We start from the raw sequence: 14,299 nt of genomic DNA, 5'->3' as shown, positions 1-14,299 counted from the left end.
GTTCATAGAGTTTGAAGCAAAGAATAATCACAGCGCTTATCTTAGCCCCACTTATTATTTTGGGGATTTTTGTCTTACCCCTCCCATGGTTTGTCGTTGGGATGGCCTTTATCGTCACACTGGGATTTTGGGAATGGACTCAGTTTGTAAAAAACAATTCTCGATTGATGGCGATTGTCCCTGCGCTTCTCGTTGGTGCTGCCAGTCTTTATTTTATCCCTTTTAGTCATCAAAGTTTAAATCAGCACCTGCCTGAATATTACGTTATTTTAGGTATTGGCGCGTTGTGGTGGATTGGCTCAAGCGTATTTGCGATCACCTATCCTAAATCTCGTTCACTTTGGGAGCAGAACAATATTGCCCGCCACCTTTTTGGCATATTGACCTTAGTGCCCTTTTTCTGGAGTGTGTTATTGCTAAGGGCTGAAGGCTGGGCGAATGACCCGTATCACGGTGCTAAGATTGTTTTGTTTGTCTGTTTGATCGTATGGGCTGCCGACACTGGCGCTTACTTTACTGGAAAAAGCATTGGTAAGCGTAAGATGGCACCACATGTCAGCCCAAATAAAACCATTGAGGGGCTGATCGGCGGTATTATTACCGCAATTATCGTGGCTTGGCTATCAGCACAATACTTCCATGTTGAGTTTGAAAGCCCCCTTGCTATGATTATGATAACCTTGTTAACCGTTGTGTTTGCGGTATTAGGTGATCTGGTGGAAAGCATGTTTAAACGCGTTTCTGGTGTGAAAGACAGCAGTAACATTATCCCTGGGCATGGTGGCGTGTTAGACAGGATCGACAGTCTGACCGCGGCTTTCCCTATCTTTGCGCTTCTGTACTTACTTTTTTAGTACACTCTCAGGCTTCTTTTCTCATGGTTAATTCGGTTACTCTTTTCTATGCATAAGTTAACAATATTAGGTGCGACGGGCTCGATAGGCGCGAGCACTCTGCGAGTCGTAGAGCAAAACCCAGATAAATACTCCATTGTTGCTCTAGCCGCAGGCAGTAACGCGAAAAAAATGGCGGAGCTGTGTCGTCAGTATCAGCCGAAATATGCGGTGATGGCTTCTACTGAAGCGGAGAAACAATTACGCCTCTTGCTTGATAAAGATAACTTATCGACTCAAATCATGAGCGGTACTGAAGCGGCTAGCCACGTTGCTGAGTTAGATGAAGTGGATATCGTGATGGCAGCCATTGTTGGCGCAGCGGGTTTATTACCTACGTTAGCGGCAGTAAAGGCTGGCAAGCGGGTGCTATTGGCAAATAAAGAAGCCTTGGTGATGTCCGGGCAGATATTTATCGATGCGGTGGAAAAACATGGCGCTGAGCTACTGCCTATTGATAGTGAGCACAATGCAATATTTCAATGTATGCCAAAGGAAATACAAGCCCAGCTTGGGCGATGTGATTTACATCAACACGGCATCTCTGAGATTTTGTTAACTGGCTCGGGCGGCCCGTTTAGATATAGCGACGTGGACAGTTTGGTTAATGTCACTCCAGCTGAAGCGATTGCACACCCAAATTGGTCGATGGGCCCTAAGATTTCCGTGGACTCTGCCACCATGATGAATAAAGGCTTAGAGTACATTGAAGCTAAATGGTTGTTTAATGCTCAGCAAGATCAATTAAAAGTACTGGTTCACCCTCAGTCTGTTATTCACTCTATGGTGCAATATAAAGATGGCTCAGTGTTAGCGCAAATGGGCGAACAGGATATGGCAACACCCATTGCTTATGGCATGTCCTATCCAAACCGAATTCAATCAGGTGTTAAAGCCCTTAACTTTGCCGACGTAGGTGAACTCACTTTCATGAAGCCTGATTTCTCTCGTTACCCTTGTTTGAAATTAGCCATCGAAGCTTGCTATCAAGGCCAACACGCAACAACCGCATTGAATGCCGCGAATGAAATTGCCGTGGATGCTTTTCTCAAAAACCAATTACGCTTCACTGATATCAGCGCTATTACAGACAGTGTGTTATCCAAAATAGATGCCTCTGTCTCTCGTTACGATGTGCTCGACTTGGAAAGCGTGCTAGAGGTCGATAGAATGGCCCGTAACTATGCGGCAGAGAAATTGAGCGGATAATATGACCGGATTTTTGTGGGATTTTGCTTCTTTTATTGTAGCTCTTGGTGTCTTAGTGTCTGTTCACGAGTACGGCCATTTTTGGGTAGCCAGACGCTGCGGAGTAAAAGTAGAGAAATTTTCCATAGGGTTTGGCAAGTCATTATGGAGCCGAGTGGGCAAAGACGGTACTGAGTACTCAGTGTGTGTTATCCCGCTTGGTGGCTATGTTAAAATGCTTGATGGTCGTATCGATGACCTCACCGAAGAGCAAAAACCGTTCGCCTTCGACCACAAGACGCTGTGGCAGCGCACTGCAATTGTTGCCGCAGGTCCTATCTTTAACTTCTTGTTGGCTATTGTGGCTTATTGGCTGGTATTCATTATTGGCGTTCCCACAGTCAAGCCAGTGATAGGTCAAATCGCCCCTTCCTCTATCGCTGCGCAAGCAGGTTTACAATCTGGTATGGAACTAAAAGCCATATCCGGCGTCAAAACCGCTGATTGGGAGTCCGTCAATATGAGGTTGATTTCTCATATTGGCGATAAAAGCCTAACGATGACGGTGTCGCCTAAAAACGATATCGGAGTGGTAGAAACCAAAACCTTGGATTTGGCAAGCTGGCATTTTGACCCCGAGAAAGAGTCAGCCATGCAAGCGCTTGGCATCACGCCCTATAGCCCCAAAGTATTGCTTACATTATCAAATGTAGTAAAAGGTGGTGCGGGTGAGAAGTCTGGGCTTCAGGCGGGAGACACTTTAGTTAGTCTTAATGGCAAAGCGCTAAATAACTGGCAACAGGTGGTGAAAGGTATCCAAGGAAGCCCTAATCAACAAGTCAAATTGACGGTTGAACGAAAAGGGAAGATGGTGGATATTAGCCTGCTTCCCGGTCAAAAGACATTATCTAATGGTAAAGTGATCGGGTTTGCTGGGATTGTTCCTTCCGCTGAGCCTTGGCCAGAAGATTACAAAATTGACTTGAAGTACGGAGTAGTCGATTCAGTAGGAAAAGCGATTGAAAAGACAGGTCAAGTCATTGCGCTAACCGCAAGCGTGCTTAAAAAGCTAATTGTTGGTGATATAGGATTAAACAACTTAAGTGGACCCATCTCGATTGCAAAAGGAGCGGGCACCACTGCTGAACATGGATTGGTTTACTTTTTAGGGTTTCTGGCACTCATAAGTGTTAACTTAGGCATCATTAACCTGGTTCCTTTACCAATGCTTGATGGGGGACATTTACTGTTTTTTGCAATTGAAGCTGTTATTCGCCGACCTGTTTCCGAGAAGGTCCAAGAAATGGGATATAGAGTGGGCGGTGCGATTATTTTTTCTTTAATGGCATTAGCCATTTTTAACGATTTTACACGCCTATAGAGCAGTAGTATCAAGGAATAACTAGAACCAAGATGGCAATGAAAAAAATATTGTTAGCCACGTTGTTAGCAACAAGTGTATGTGCAAATGCCGCCGATAGCGTAACGAGTCCCCAAACTCAGTCCAGTATAGACAATTTCGTAGTTAAAGATATCAAAGTTGAAGGCTTGCAGAGAGTCACTCTTGGTGCAGCTCTGCTCGAAATTCCGGTGAGAGTGGGTGATAAAGTTGATAGTCGAGATATCGCTGATACCATTCGCTCAATGTACGCTTCAGGCAACTACGAAGATGTGCAGGTATATCGTAATCACGATGTTCTGATTATTAAGGTTAAAGAAAGGCCGACGATTGCGAGTATTTCTTTTTCTGGCAATAAAACGATAAAAGATGAACAGCTAAAGAAGAACTTGAATGCGTCAGGGATCAGTGTTGGTGATGCTTTAGATCGCACCACCTTGACCAACATAGAAAAAGGGCTAGAGGACTTCTATTACAGTGTAGGCAAATACAATGCTACGGTGAAAGCTGTCGTCACGCCATTGCCGCGTAATCGTGCTGATCTCAAATTTGTCTTTACTGAAGGGCCATCTGCTGAAATCAAGCAAATTAACCTGATTGGCAACAAAGTTTTCTCAACCAAGACCTTGCTTGAACACTTCAATTTAAAAGCCGATGTGGCTTGGTGGAATTTCTTATCTAGCGACAAGTACCAAAAGCAAGAGCTCGCGGGTGATTTAGAGTCGCTGAAGTCTTTTTATTTGGATCGTGGCTACTTAAAGTTTCAAATCGTCTCTACAGAAGTCTCTATCTCTCCTGATAAGAAAGGCGTGTACATTACCTTAGTGCTGAACGAAGGTAAGCCTTACACCGTGAAGAAGGTCGAGCTACGCGGCAATCTGGTTGGTGAGAGAAGCAAATTTGAAGCGCTGATCCCGTTTAAATCAGGTGATACCTACAATGGCTCTGAAGTGACGCGACTTGAAGATGGTATCAAGAAGGACTTAGGCCAATCTGGCTACGCTTACCCGAAAGTACAAACGATTCCACAATTTGATGACAAAAACCATCAGGTGACCTTGATTGTTAATGTTGAGCCTGGCAAACGTATGTACGTCAAGGACATCAAATTTAAAGGCAATACCGCCACCAAAGATGAAGTTCTGCGACGTGAAATGCGCCAGATGGAAAGCAGCTGGCTCAATTCTAAAGATGTAGAAACGGGCAAAACCCGATTAAACCGAACTGGTTTCTTTAAGTCGGTCAATGTCAAGACTGAGCGTGTCCCTGGTAGTTCTGATGAAGTGAACGTGGTCTACGATGTCCAAGAAGCGAACTCAGGCAGTGTCAACTTTGGTGTGGGCTATGGTACCGAGTCAGGTGTCAGCTTCCAAGCCGGGGTGCAACAAGATAACTTCTTAGGCACGGGTAATCGCGTTGGTATTAATGCCATGACGAACGATTACTCAAAAAACGTCACCTTGAGTTACACCGACCCATATTGGAATTTAGATGGTGTCAGCCTTGGCGGCAAGATTTTCTATAACGAGTTTGAAGCTTCTAACGCAGGTATTGTTGACTACACCAACAATAGCTATGGTACCAGTTTAACTTGGGGCTTCCCTGTAGACGAATTGAATCGTCTTGGTCTTGGGGTTGGCTATACCCACAATGACATCGGTAACGTGCCGACCTACATTCAGGCGGAAAACTTTGCCAAAAGTATCGATCAATATGGTAACAGTAACCTGATCACCAACGATTACGATGTAAACTTCACCTGGACTCGCAATGCCTTAGACAGATCGTACTTCCCAACTGCGGGTAACTATCAGAGTGCGTCATACAAAATTACGGTGCCAGGGTCAGGTGCTCAGTACTTTAAAATGCAGTATGATGTGCGCCAATATATACCGCTCACGAAAAAACATGATTTTACTCTGTTAATGCGTGGACGTTTAGGCTACGGTAACGGTTATGGTCAAACAAATGGGAATGATAATCTCTACCCATTTTATGAGAACTTTTATGCGGGTGGTTTCTCTACGCTGCGCGGGTTTAGTCCTAATACCGCAGGTCCAAAAGCGGTCTATCGGGATTACTCAGGTTCAAATAATGGCGAAGACTATGTAACCAGTGATTCGGTAGGTGGTAACGCGACTTGGCTTGCAAGCATGGAGCTGATCGTACCAACGCCATTTGCTTCGGATGAAGCACAAAGCCAAATACGTACTAGTATTTTTGTGGACATGGCGAGTGTGTGGGATACGGAATTCAACTATGATCCATCCCAAGTAAAATATGGAAATCAGTACTATTACGATTATTCTAGTCCGTGGAATTATCGTGCTTCAACAGGTGTAGCATTGCAGTGGATGTCTCCGATGGGACCACTTGTCTTTGCTGTGGCTAAACCATTGAAAATTTATGATGGCGATAACGAAGAATTCTTCACATTTACTATCGGTAGAACCTTCTAACCAAAGGATATAATTTTGAAAAACTTGATGAAAGCGGCTGGTATTAGCCTATTGTTATTGACGACTTCTTTTTTTGCTAATGCAGCGCAAGCAGCTGAAAAAGTGGCTTATGTGAACACCCCAGAAGTATTTCAAGCTTTGCCACAGCGCGAAGTGGTGATGAAGCAGATGCAACAAGAGTTCAAGGACAAGGCCGCTGAACTGCAAAGTATCAAAGCGCAGGCACAGGAAAAAATCAAAAAGCTTCAACGCGATGGTTCTATCATGAGTCAATCTGACGTGGAAAAACTGCGTATTGAGATTAGCCAATTAGAGTCAACCTACAAAATTAAAGGTCAAGCTCTAGAGCAAGAGTCTCAGCGCAAAGAAGCGCAAGAAAGACAAAAACTGTTCCAAACTATCCAAGCAGCGGTAGCGAAAGTGGCGAAGAAAGACGGCTACGACATGGTTGTCGATATCCAAGCGCTACGCTACGCTAATCCTAAGTATGATATTACTCAACAAGTTATCAAAGAGCTGAAATAAATAAAATATGGCTGAGCTGACTTTAGCGCAATTAGCCAATATCACGGGTGGCGAGCTTTACGGTGATAAAGACGCCACAGTGACAATGGTTGCGCCTATGGACAAATCTGAGGAAGGTCACGTGACCTTCCTTTCTTCACCTAAGTATGCCAAGCACTTAACTGATTGTAAGGCCACGGTGGTGATGGTAAAAGACGCACAGCGTGAGCTGTGCAATACGAATGTGTTAGTGGTTGCAGATCCTTATGTCGCTTTTGCGAAAGTCGCTCAAGCACTGGATATTACCCCAGCACCAGCTGTTGATATCGCCCCATCTGCGGTGATTGATGAAACAGTAAAGATTGGCAGTGGTGTCTCTATTGGCGCTAACGCCGTTATAGAGTCTGGTGTTTGTCTAGGCGATAATTCTGTGATTGGTGCGGGATGCTTTATTGGCAAAAATGCGAATATTGGCTCGAATACTAAACTGTGGGCGAATGTGACGATTTATCATGATGTACAGATTGGTCAAGATTGCCTAGTCCAATCTAATACCGTGATAGGTTCAGATGGTTTTGGCTATGCCAACGAGAAAGGTGAGTGGATCAAAATTCCTCAGTTTGGCTCGGTAGTGATCGGCAATCGAGTCGAGATTGGCGCTTGTACCAGTATTGATCGCGGCGCACTCGAAGATACCATTATTGAAGATAATGTGATTATCGATAACCAAATGCAAATCGCTCATAACGTACGAATTGGCTATGGAACAGCGATGGCTGGCGGTACGATTGTCGCTGGCAGTACAACCATTGGTAAGTATTGTGCCATTGGTGGCGCTTCGGTGCTAAATGGTCATATTGAGATTGCCGATGGTGTGACCATCACTGGTATGGGTATGGTCATGAGAAGCATTCCTGAGAAAGGCATGTATTCTTCAGGCATCCCACTACAGCCAAATAAAGAATGGCGCAAGACCGCTACACGAGTTCATCGAATTGATGAAATGAACAAGCGACTCAAAGCGGTTGAAAAGAAACTGGAAGACAATTCAGATTCTTGATGGCTAAGTGCCATTTTTCAGTCATTTGGCGTAGAATTGGGCGTATTTTTAAAAAGGCTCGCGAAATGCGAGCTTTTTTCGTTTATAATGCGCGCTATTAAAAATTAAACGAAATATTTTGCATAGGAAAATGACTTTGACTACTGAAAATAAAACGATGAATATCACGGAGATACAAGAGCTTTTACCCCATAGATATCCTTTTCTATTGATCGATCGTGTTATTGATTTTCAAGAGGAAAAGTATCTGACTGCGATCAAAAATGTTTCCGTCAATGAACCACAATTCACCGGTCATTTTCCTCAATTACCCGTGTTTCCAGGTGTACTAATTCTAGAAGCAATGGCGCAAGCGACAGGTCTTTTAGCATTTAAATCTTTTGGCGCTCCGTCAGAAAATGAGCTTTACTATTTTGCAAGTGTTGATGGCGCGAAATTCCGTAAACCAGTGACGCCTGGCGACCAACTCGTGATTGAGGTCGAGTTTGTAAAAGAGCGTAGAGGCATTGCAGCGTTTAACGGAACAGCAAAAGTAGACGGGGAAGTTGTGTGTTCTGCTGAGCTGAAGTGCGCTCGTAGAGAGTTCTAAGTATGATTCATGAGAGTGCCAAGATTCACCCGAGCTCCGTTGTGGAAGATGGAGCAAAAATTGGGGCGAATGTTGTAATAGGTCCATTTACTTATATTACCCAAGATGTAGAAATCGGCGAGGGTACGGAGATCATGTCGCACGTGGTGGTCAAAGGCCACACTGTGATAGGTAAAGGCAACCGTATATTTCCGCAAGCGGTAATTGGTGAAGAAAACCAAGATAAAAAATACGGTGGTGAAGATACTAAAGTCATCATCGGCGATCGCAATGTGATTCGTGAAAGTGCCCAAGTTCACCGAGGGACAGTGCAAGACAAGCACCAAACCGTGATTGGTAATGACAACCTGCTGTGTGTTAACGCTCATATCGCCCATGACGTGATTATTGGTAATCATACCCACATAGGTAATAACTCTATTTTGGGTGGTCATGTGACGGTAGGCGATTACGCTGGGGTCATGGCGTTATCGGCAATCCATCCATTCTGTCACGTCGGTGCGTATTCCTACATTGGCGGCTGTTCAGCAGTGGTACAAGACGTACCTGCTTATGTGCTTGCTCAAGGTAACCATGCTTCGCCATTCGGTTTGAATTTGGTCGGGCTTAAGCGTAACGGTTTTGAAAAGCGAGAATTGCGCGCCTTGCAGAAAGCCTATAAAGAGCTATATCGCTCGGGAAATACCCTTGAAGTAGCGATGCCAGTGCTTAAAGACATGGCAAAAGAATGGCCGTCTATTCAGTTAATTATCGATATTGTCGAAAACAGTGAGCGTGGTATCATCCGCTAAGCTGTAATCAATTGAAGTCAAAAGATCGCCACTTCGGTTGCGATCTTTTTTGTCATTTAGGAACTGGCTCAGTGAGCCCTGCTCAATAGCCTGCCAAATTAAACGGACTCTATGGAACCCCCATGAACAAACCTCTAAGAATCGGTATTGTGGTTGGCGAATTGTCAGGTGATACCCTGGGCGAAGGCCTTATTAAAGCGATCCGAGAGCAATACCCGGACGCAGAATTTGTTGGTATTGGTGGCCCCAAAATGATGGCGTTAGGTTGTCAATCGCTGTTTAACATGGAAGAACTTGCTGTGATGGGCTTGGTTGAGGTGCTGGGTAGACTACCAAGATTAATTAAGGTCAAAAAACAGCTTGTAGAACATTTCACTAGCAATCCACCAGATGTGTTTATTGGCATCGACGCTCCTGATTTTAACTTACGTTTAGAGCGCAGTTTAAAAGACGCAGGCATCAAAACCGTCCATTACGTGAGCCCCTCAGTATGGGCGTGGCGACAAAAAAGAATCTTTTCTATCGAAGCGGCCACTAACCTCGTGTTAGCTTTTCTACCATTCGAAAAGGCATTTTACGATAAGTATAACGTTCCTTGTGAGTTCATTGGCCATACACTTGCCGATACGATTCCAATGGATACGGACAAGGTACAAGCGCGAGAGCAATTAGGTCTAAGCCAAGATAAACAATGGCTAGCTGTGCTGCCGGGCAGCCGAGGTAGCGAATTGAAGATGCTGTGCGAGCCATTTATTAACGCGTGTAAAACCATCCATAGCCAAAACCCTGAGTTAGGTTTTGCCGTTGCTTTGGTCAACGCAAAGCGGCGTGAGCAATTTGAGCAAGCCTGGAAAGAGCTGGCTCCTGAGCTGGAATTTCACCTCATTGACGATACAGCGCACAATGTGATTGCTGCTTCTGATGTGGTGATGTTAGCTTCTGGTACAGTAGCGCTTGAATGTATGTTGCTGAAGCGTCCAATGGTCGTCGGCTATAGAGTCAATGCCATCACCGCCTTTATCGCTAAACGACTGGTGAAAACCAAATATGTATCACTACCCAACATTTTGGCAGATCAGGAGTTGGTAAAAGAATATTTGCTTGAAGATTGCACGCCAGAGAATTTAAGTCGTGAAGTGATGAGGTTGCTCGACTCGGACAATCAAGCAATGATAGACAAATTTACAGAAATGCATCACTGGATACGTAAGGATGCGGACAAACAAGCTGCAAATGCCGTACTAAATTTAATTGGTTGATTACACGTCATGGTACAAAAAACTTCAAATCAAGCATTCTCTCCCTTTGAGTATCCACCAGGGGTGCAACTTATCGCTGGTGTCGATGAAGTAGGACGCGGTCCTTTAGTGGGAGATGTGGTTACCGCTGCTGTCATTCTTGACCCGAATAACCCTATCGAAGGGTTAACCGATTCGAAAAAATTATCTGAAAAGAAACGATTGGCGCTGTTTCCAGAAATAAAGGAAAAAGCGCTAGCATGGTCGGTTGGCCGATGCTCTCCGAGTGAGATTGATGAGCTGAATATCTTGCAAGCCACGATGGTTGCCATGCAAAGGGCAATAAAAGGGTTAGCTATTGAGCCGGAATATTGCCTTATCGATGGTAACAAAGTGCCTGAGCTAGCAATGCCAGCCCAATCTGTTGTAAAAGGTGATTTACGGGTGGCAGAGATCAGTGCAGCGTCTATCCTTGCTAAAGTTGTCCGTGACCAAGAAATGCTAGAGCTTGATAAATTGCACCCAGAGTTTGGCTTTGCTAACCATAAGGGCTATCCAACCAAGGCCCACCTTGCTGCGATTGAAAAGCACGGGGTCATTTCACAGCATCGCAGGAGTTTTAAACCCGTACAACGAGTCTTGGCACTGTAGCCGTTCCTCTCGTATTCAACCTTCAGGATTTAAAGTATGTCAGAGCCGCAGTTCATTCATTTAAAAGTCCACAGTGATTTTTCAATGGTTGACGGTCTTGCAAAAGTACCTCAACTAGTGAAGAAGGTTGCTGAAATGGGTATGCCAGCCATGGCATTGACAGATTTTACTAACCTATGTGGTTTGGTAAAGTTTTATGGCGCAGCCCATAATAATGGCGTCAAGCCTATTATTGGTGCGGAATTTTCAATGCAATCTGCTGAGTTTGAACAAGAACTGACTCAACTGACGGTGTTAGCTGCAAATAATCAAGGCTATAAAAACCTCACTTTACTTATCTCGAAAGCCTATTTACGGGGTCATATTCAGCACAAGCCAGTGATCGACAAAGAGTGGCTTGCCGAGCTAAATGAAGGCTTGATTATTTTGTCTGGTGGTAAAAATGGCGACGTGGGTAAAGCACTGCTCAAAGGCAATCAACCGCTAGTAACGAAGTGCGCGCAATTTTATACCACCCACTTTCCCAATCGTTTTTATCTAGAATTAACCAGAACGGGCAGGCCTGATGAAGAAAGTTATCTGCACTTTGCATTAGAGCTGGCCGAGCAACTTGCGTTACCAGTGGTTGCCACCAATGATGTGGTTCTGCCAAGTAGCGATCTTTTCGATGCTCATGAAATCCGGGTGGCTATCCATGATGGCTACACACTAGACGATCCAAGGCGGCCAAAAAATTACTCCGAGCAGCAATACTTGCGCAGTGAACAAGAAATGTGTGAGTTGTTCTCGGATATTCCCGAAGCATTAGAAAATAGTGTAGAAATTGCCAAACGCTGTAACGTGACGGTTCGGTTAGGTGAGTATTTCTTGCCAAACTTCCCAACTGAAGGTATGAAAATTGAAGACTTTTTAGTGAAAAAGTCTCAAGAAGGTTTAGAAGACAGGCTGGCGTTTTTATTCCCAGACCCCGCTGAGAGATCAGCTCGTCGCCCCGAGTACGACGATAGATTGCAGATCGAATTAGATGTGATTAACCAGATGGGCTTTCCTGGTTACTTTCTCATCGTAATGGAGTTCATCCAATGGTCAAAGGATAATGATATACCCGTTGGTCCTGGCCGTGGTTCGGGCGCAGGCTCGTTGGTGGCGTATGCGCTGCAAATTACCGATCTCGACCCACTTGAATACGATCTACTGTTCGAGCGTTTCTTGAATCCAGAGCGGGTATCCATGCCCGATTTTGATATCGACTTTTGTATGGATAAACGTGATTTAGTCATTGATCACGTTGCGGAAATGTATGGCAGAGACGCGGTTTCTCAGATCATTACCTTTGGTACAATGGCCGCGAAGGCGGTGATTCGAGATGTTGGCCGAGTTCTAGGACACCCCTTTGGTTTTGTCGATCGCATCTCTAAGTTAGTGCCACCCGATCCAGGCATGACCCTAGAAAAAGCCTTTAAAGCAGAGCCGGCATTACCTGAGCTTTACGACAACGATGAGGAAGTGAAAGAGCTCATTGATATGTGTCGTATTCTTGAGGGGTGTACTCGAAATGCGGGTAAGCACGCCGGGGGCGTGGTTATATCGCCGACTACCATCACGGATTTTGCACCGATTTACGCTGATGCCGAAGGCAACTTTCCGGTCACTCAATTTGATAAAAATGATGTAGAAACCGCGGGCCTAGTTAAGTTTGACTTTCTTGGTCTTAGAACACTGACCATCATTGATTGGGCATTGGGGCTCATCAACCCAAGATTGGCCAAAGAAGGCAAAGAGCCATTGCGAATCGAGTCGATTCCACTTGATGATGCAAAATCTTTCAAACTGTTGCAAAACTCTGAAACCACCGCTGTTTTCCAGCTTGAATCTCGGGGAATGAAAGAGCTGGTAAAACGTCTTCAGCCCGATTGTTTTGAAGATATTATCGCATTGGTGGCATTGTTTAGACCGGGCCCGCTTCAATCTGGCATGGTGGACAACTTTATCGACCGAAAACACGGTCGAGAGCCTATTTCTTATCCAGATGAAACATGGCAACACGAGTCGCTTAAAGAAACCTTGGAACCGACCTACGGCATCATTCTCTATCAAGAGCAGGTGATGCAAATTGCGCAGATTTTGGCTGGCTATACGCTTGGTGGAGCGGACATGCTTCGCCGTGCGATGGGTAAGAAAAAACCTGAAGAAATGGCAAAGCAAAGGGCCATATTTGAAGACGGGGCGATAAAAAATGGCGTAGACGGTGAGCTCGCTATGAAAATATTCGACTTGGTAGAAAAGTTTGCTGGTTATGGATTCAATAAATCTCACTCGGCGGCTTATGCTTTGGTGTCTTACCAAACGCTTTGGTTGAAAACGCACTTTCCTGCTGAGTTTATGGCGGCGGTTATGACCGCTGATATGGACAACACTGAGAAAGTAGTTGGCCTTGTGGATGAGTGCTTCAGAATGAAACTCGACGTACTCCCACCGGATATCAACAAAGGTTTGTATCGATTTAATGTCGATGAAAATGGCGCGATTGTCTACGGAATTGGAGCGGTGAAAGGTGTCGGTGAGGGACCAATCGATGCCATCCTTGAGGCAAGAAACAAAGATGGCCACTTTAAAGACTTGTTTGATTTTTGTGCGCGAATCGATCTTAAAAAAGTCAATAAGCGCGTTATTGAAAAACTGATCCACGCAGGCGCACTGGATCGATTAGGCCCGCACCGTGCTGCGATGATGGCGTCACTAGATGACGCGGTGAAAGCCGCGAGCCAACATCACCAAGCTGAATCTTTTGGTCAAGCGGACATGTTTGGCGTGTTGACAGAAGCCCCTGAAGAGGTCGAAAACAAATACGCACAAGTAGAGCCATGGCCAGAACGAGTGTGGTTAGAAGGGGAAAGGGATACCCTTGGCCTTTATTTGACGGGGCATCCCGTCAATGAATATATAAAGGAACTTAGTCACTATACCAGTTGTCGATTAAAAGATGCGACGCCAACTCGTAGAGACCAAACGGTCACTATCGCAGGCTTGGTAATTGCGGCTAGAGTGATGACAACGAAGCGCGGAACACGGATCGGACTCATGACATTAGACGATCGATCTGGACGAATGGAAGTGATGTTGTTCTCGGATGCATTAGAAAGGTATGCAGAACTGTTAGAAAAGGATAGAATTCTGGTAGTTTCTGGACAGGTCAGCTTTGATGATTTCAATGGTGGTCTTAAAATGTCCGCTCGCGAGGTTATGGACCTTGGAAGCGCACGTGAAAAATACATCCGAGGTTTATCGATATCGATAAACGACTCCCAGATTGACAGCCACTTTTTTGAACGTTTCGGTCAAATATTGGAGCCACACAGAGCGGGCTCAGTGCCTGTTAATGTCTATTACCAGCGGTCAGATGCGCGAGCAAAGCTGACGTTAGGGACAGAATGGAGAGTAACGCCAAATGACGCGTTGCTGGATGAATTGAAACAATTGCTTGGTAAAAGCCAAGTAGAACTCGAATTTAACTGATTCTCGATAAT

General features: G+C 45.0%; 11 protein-coding genes. All 11 read left to right on the top strand.

Going from position 1 to position 14,299, the window contains the following annotated elements; genetic code table 11:
• Nucleotides 1-11: 11 nt before the first annotated feature.
• The 11 genes from M9194_RS12095 to dnaE all read left to right on the top strand — a co-directional run bounded on the left by M9194_RS12095 (nucleotide 12) and on the right by dnaE (nucleotide 14,288).
• Nucleotides 12-854: a phosphatidate cytidylyltransferase gene (locus tag M9194_RS12095; RefSeq protein WP_250612904.1), complete on the top strand. Its 843-nt coding sequence runs from the start codon at nucleotides 12-14 to the stop codon at nucleotides 852-854.
• A gap of 48 nt (nucleotides 855-902) precedes the next feature.
• Complete coding sequence (ispC, locus tag M9194_RS12090; RefSeq protein ID WP_250612903.1) at nucleotides 903-2,102, top strand: 1-deoxy-D-xylulose-5-phosphate reductoisomerase; 1,200 nt, start codon at nucleotides 903-905, stop codon at nucleotides 2,100-2,102.
• Nucleotide 2,103: 1 nt separating this feature from the next.
• The gene (rseP, locus tag M9194_RS12085) at nucleotides 2,104-3,462 is read left to right on the top strand and encodes a sigma E protease regulator RseP (protein WP_250612902.1); all 1,359 of its coding nucleotides are present in this window, start codon (nucleotides 2,104-2,106) and stop codon (nucleotides 3,460-3,462) included.
• 32 nt (nucleotides 3,463-3,494) lie between these two features.
• The gene (gene bamA / locus M9194_RS12080) at nucleotides 3,495-5,939 is read left to right on the top strand and encodes an outer membrane protein assembly factor BamA (RefSeq protein WP_250612901.1); all 2,445 of its coding nucleotides are present in this window, start codon (nucleotides 3,495-3,497) and stop codon (nucleotides 5,937-5,939) included.
• A gap of 24 nt (nucleotides 5,940-5,963) precedes the next feature.
• Nucleotides 5,964-6,464 (top strand): OmpH family outer membrane protein, encoded by a 501-nt coding sequence (locus M9194_RS12075; RefSeq protein ID WP_250612985.1) that lies wholly within the window; start codon nucleotides 5,964-5,966, stop codon nucleotides 6,462-6,464.
• 7 nt (nucleotides 6,465-6,471) lie between these two features.
• A complete protein-coding gene (gene lpxD, locus M9194_RS12070) occupies nucleotides 6,472-7,503 on the top strand; it encodes a UDP-3-O-(3-hydroxymyristoyl)glucosamine N-acyltransferase (protein WP_250612900.1) in 1,032 nt (343 codons plus the stop codon).
• A gap of 136 nt (nucleotides 7,504-7,639) precedes the next feature.
• A complete protein-coding gene (fabZ, locus tag M9194_RS12065; protein ID WP_250612899.1) occupies nucleotides 7,640-8,092 on the top strand; it encodes a 3-hydroxyacyl-ACP dehydratase FabZ in 453 nt (150 codons plus the stop codon).
• Between the two features lie 2 nt (nucleotides 8,093-8,094).
• Complete coding sequence (gene lpxA / locus M9194_RS12060; RefSeq protein ID WP_250612898.1) at nucleotides 8,095-8,883, top strand: acyl-ACP--UDP-N-acetylglucosamine O-acyltransferase; 789 nt, start codon at nucleotides 8,095-8,097, stop codon at nucleotides 8,881-8,883.
• 122 nt (nucleotides 8,884-9,005) lie between these two features.
• Nucleotides 9,006-10,142 carry a lipid-A-disaccharide synthase gene (lpxB, locus tag M9194_RS12055; protein WP_250612897.1) on the top strand — a complete coding sequence of 379 codons (1,137 nt, stop codon included), beginning with the start codon at nucleotides 9,006-9,008 and terminating at the stop codon, nucleotides 10,140-10,142.
• A gap of 9 nt (nucleotides 10,143-10,151) precedes the next feature.
• On the top strand, nucleotides 10,152-10,772 hold the full coding sequence (gene rnhB / locus M9194_RS12050; protein WP_250612896.1) for a ribonuclease HII: 621 nt from the start codon (nucleotides 10,152-10,154) through the stop codon (nucleotides 10,770-10,772).
• Between the two features lie 36 nt (nucleotides 10,773-10,808).
• Nucleotides 10,809-14,288, top strand: a complete 3,480-nt coding sequence (gene dnaE / locus M9194_RS12045) for a DNA polymerase III subunit alpha (RefSeq protein WP_250612895.1) — start codon at nucleotides 10,809-10,811, stop codon at nucleotides 14,286-14,288.
• The last annotated feature ends 11 nt before the right edge of the window (nucleotides 14,289-14,299 follow it).

It is taken from the genome of Vibrio sinus, from assembly GCF_023634645.1.
In the GTDB taxonomy this organism is placed as follows: Bacteria; Pseudomonadota; Gammaproteobacteria; order Enterobacterales; family Vibrionaceae; genus Vibrio; species Vibrio sinus.
This window is presented reverse-complemented; position numbering and strand designations above follow the sequence as displayed.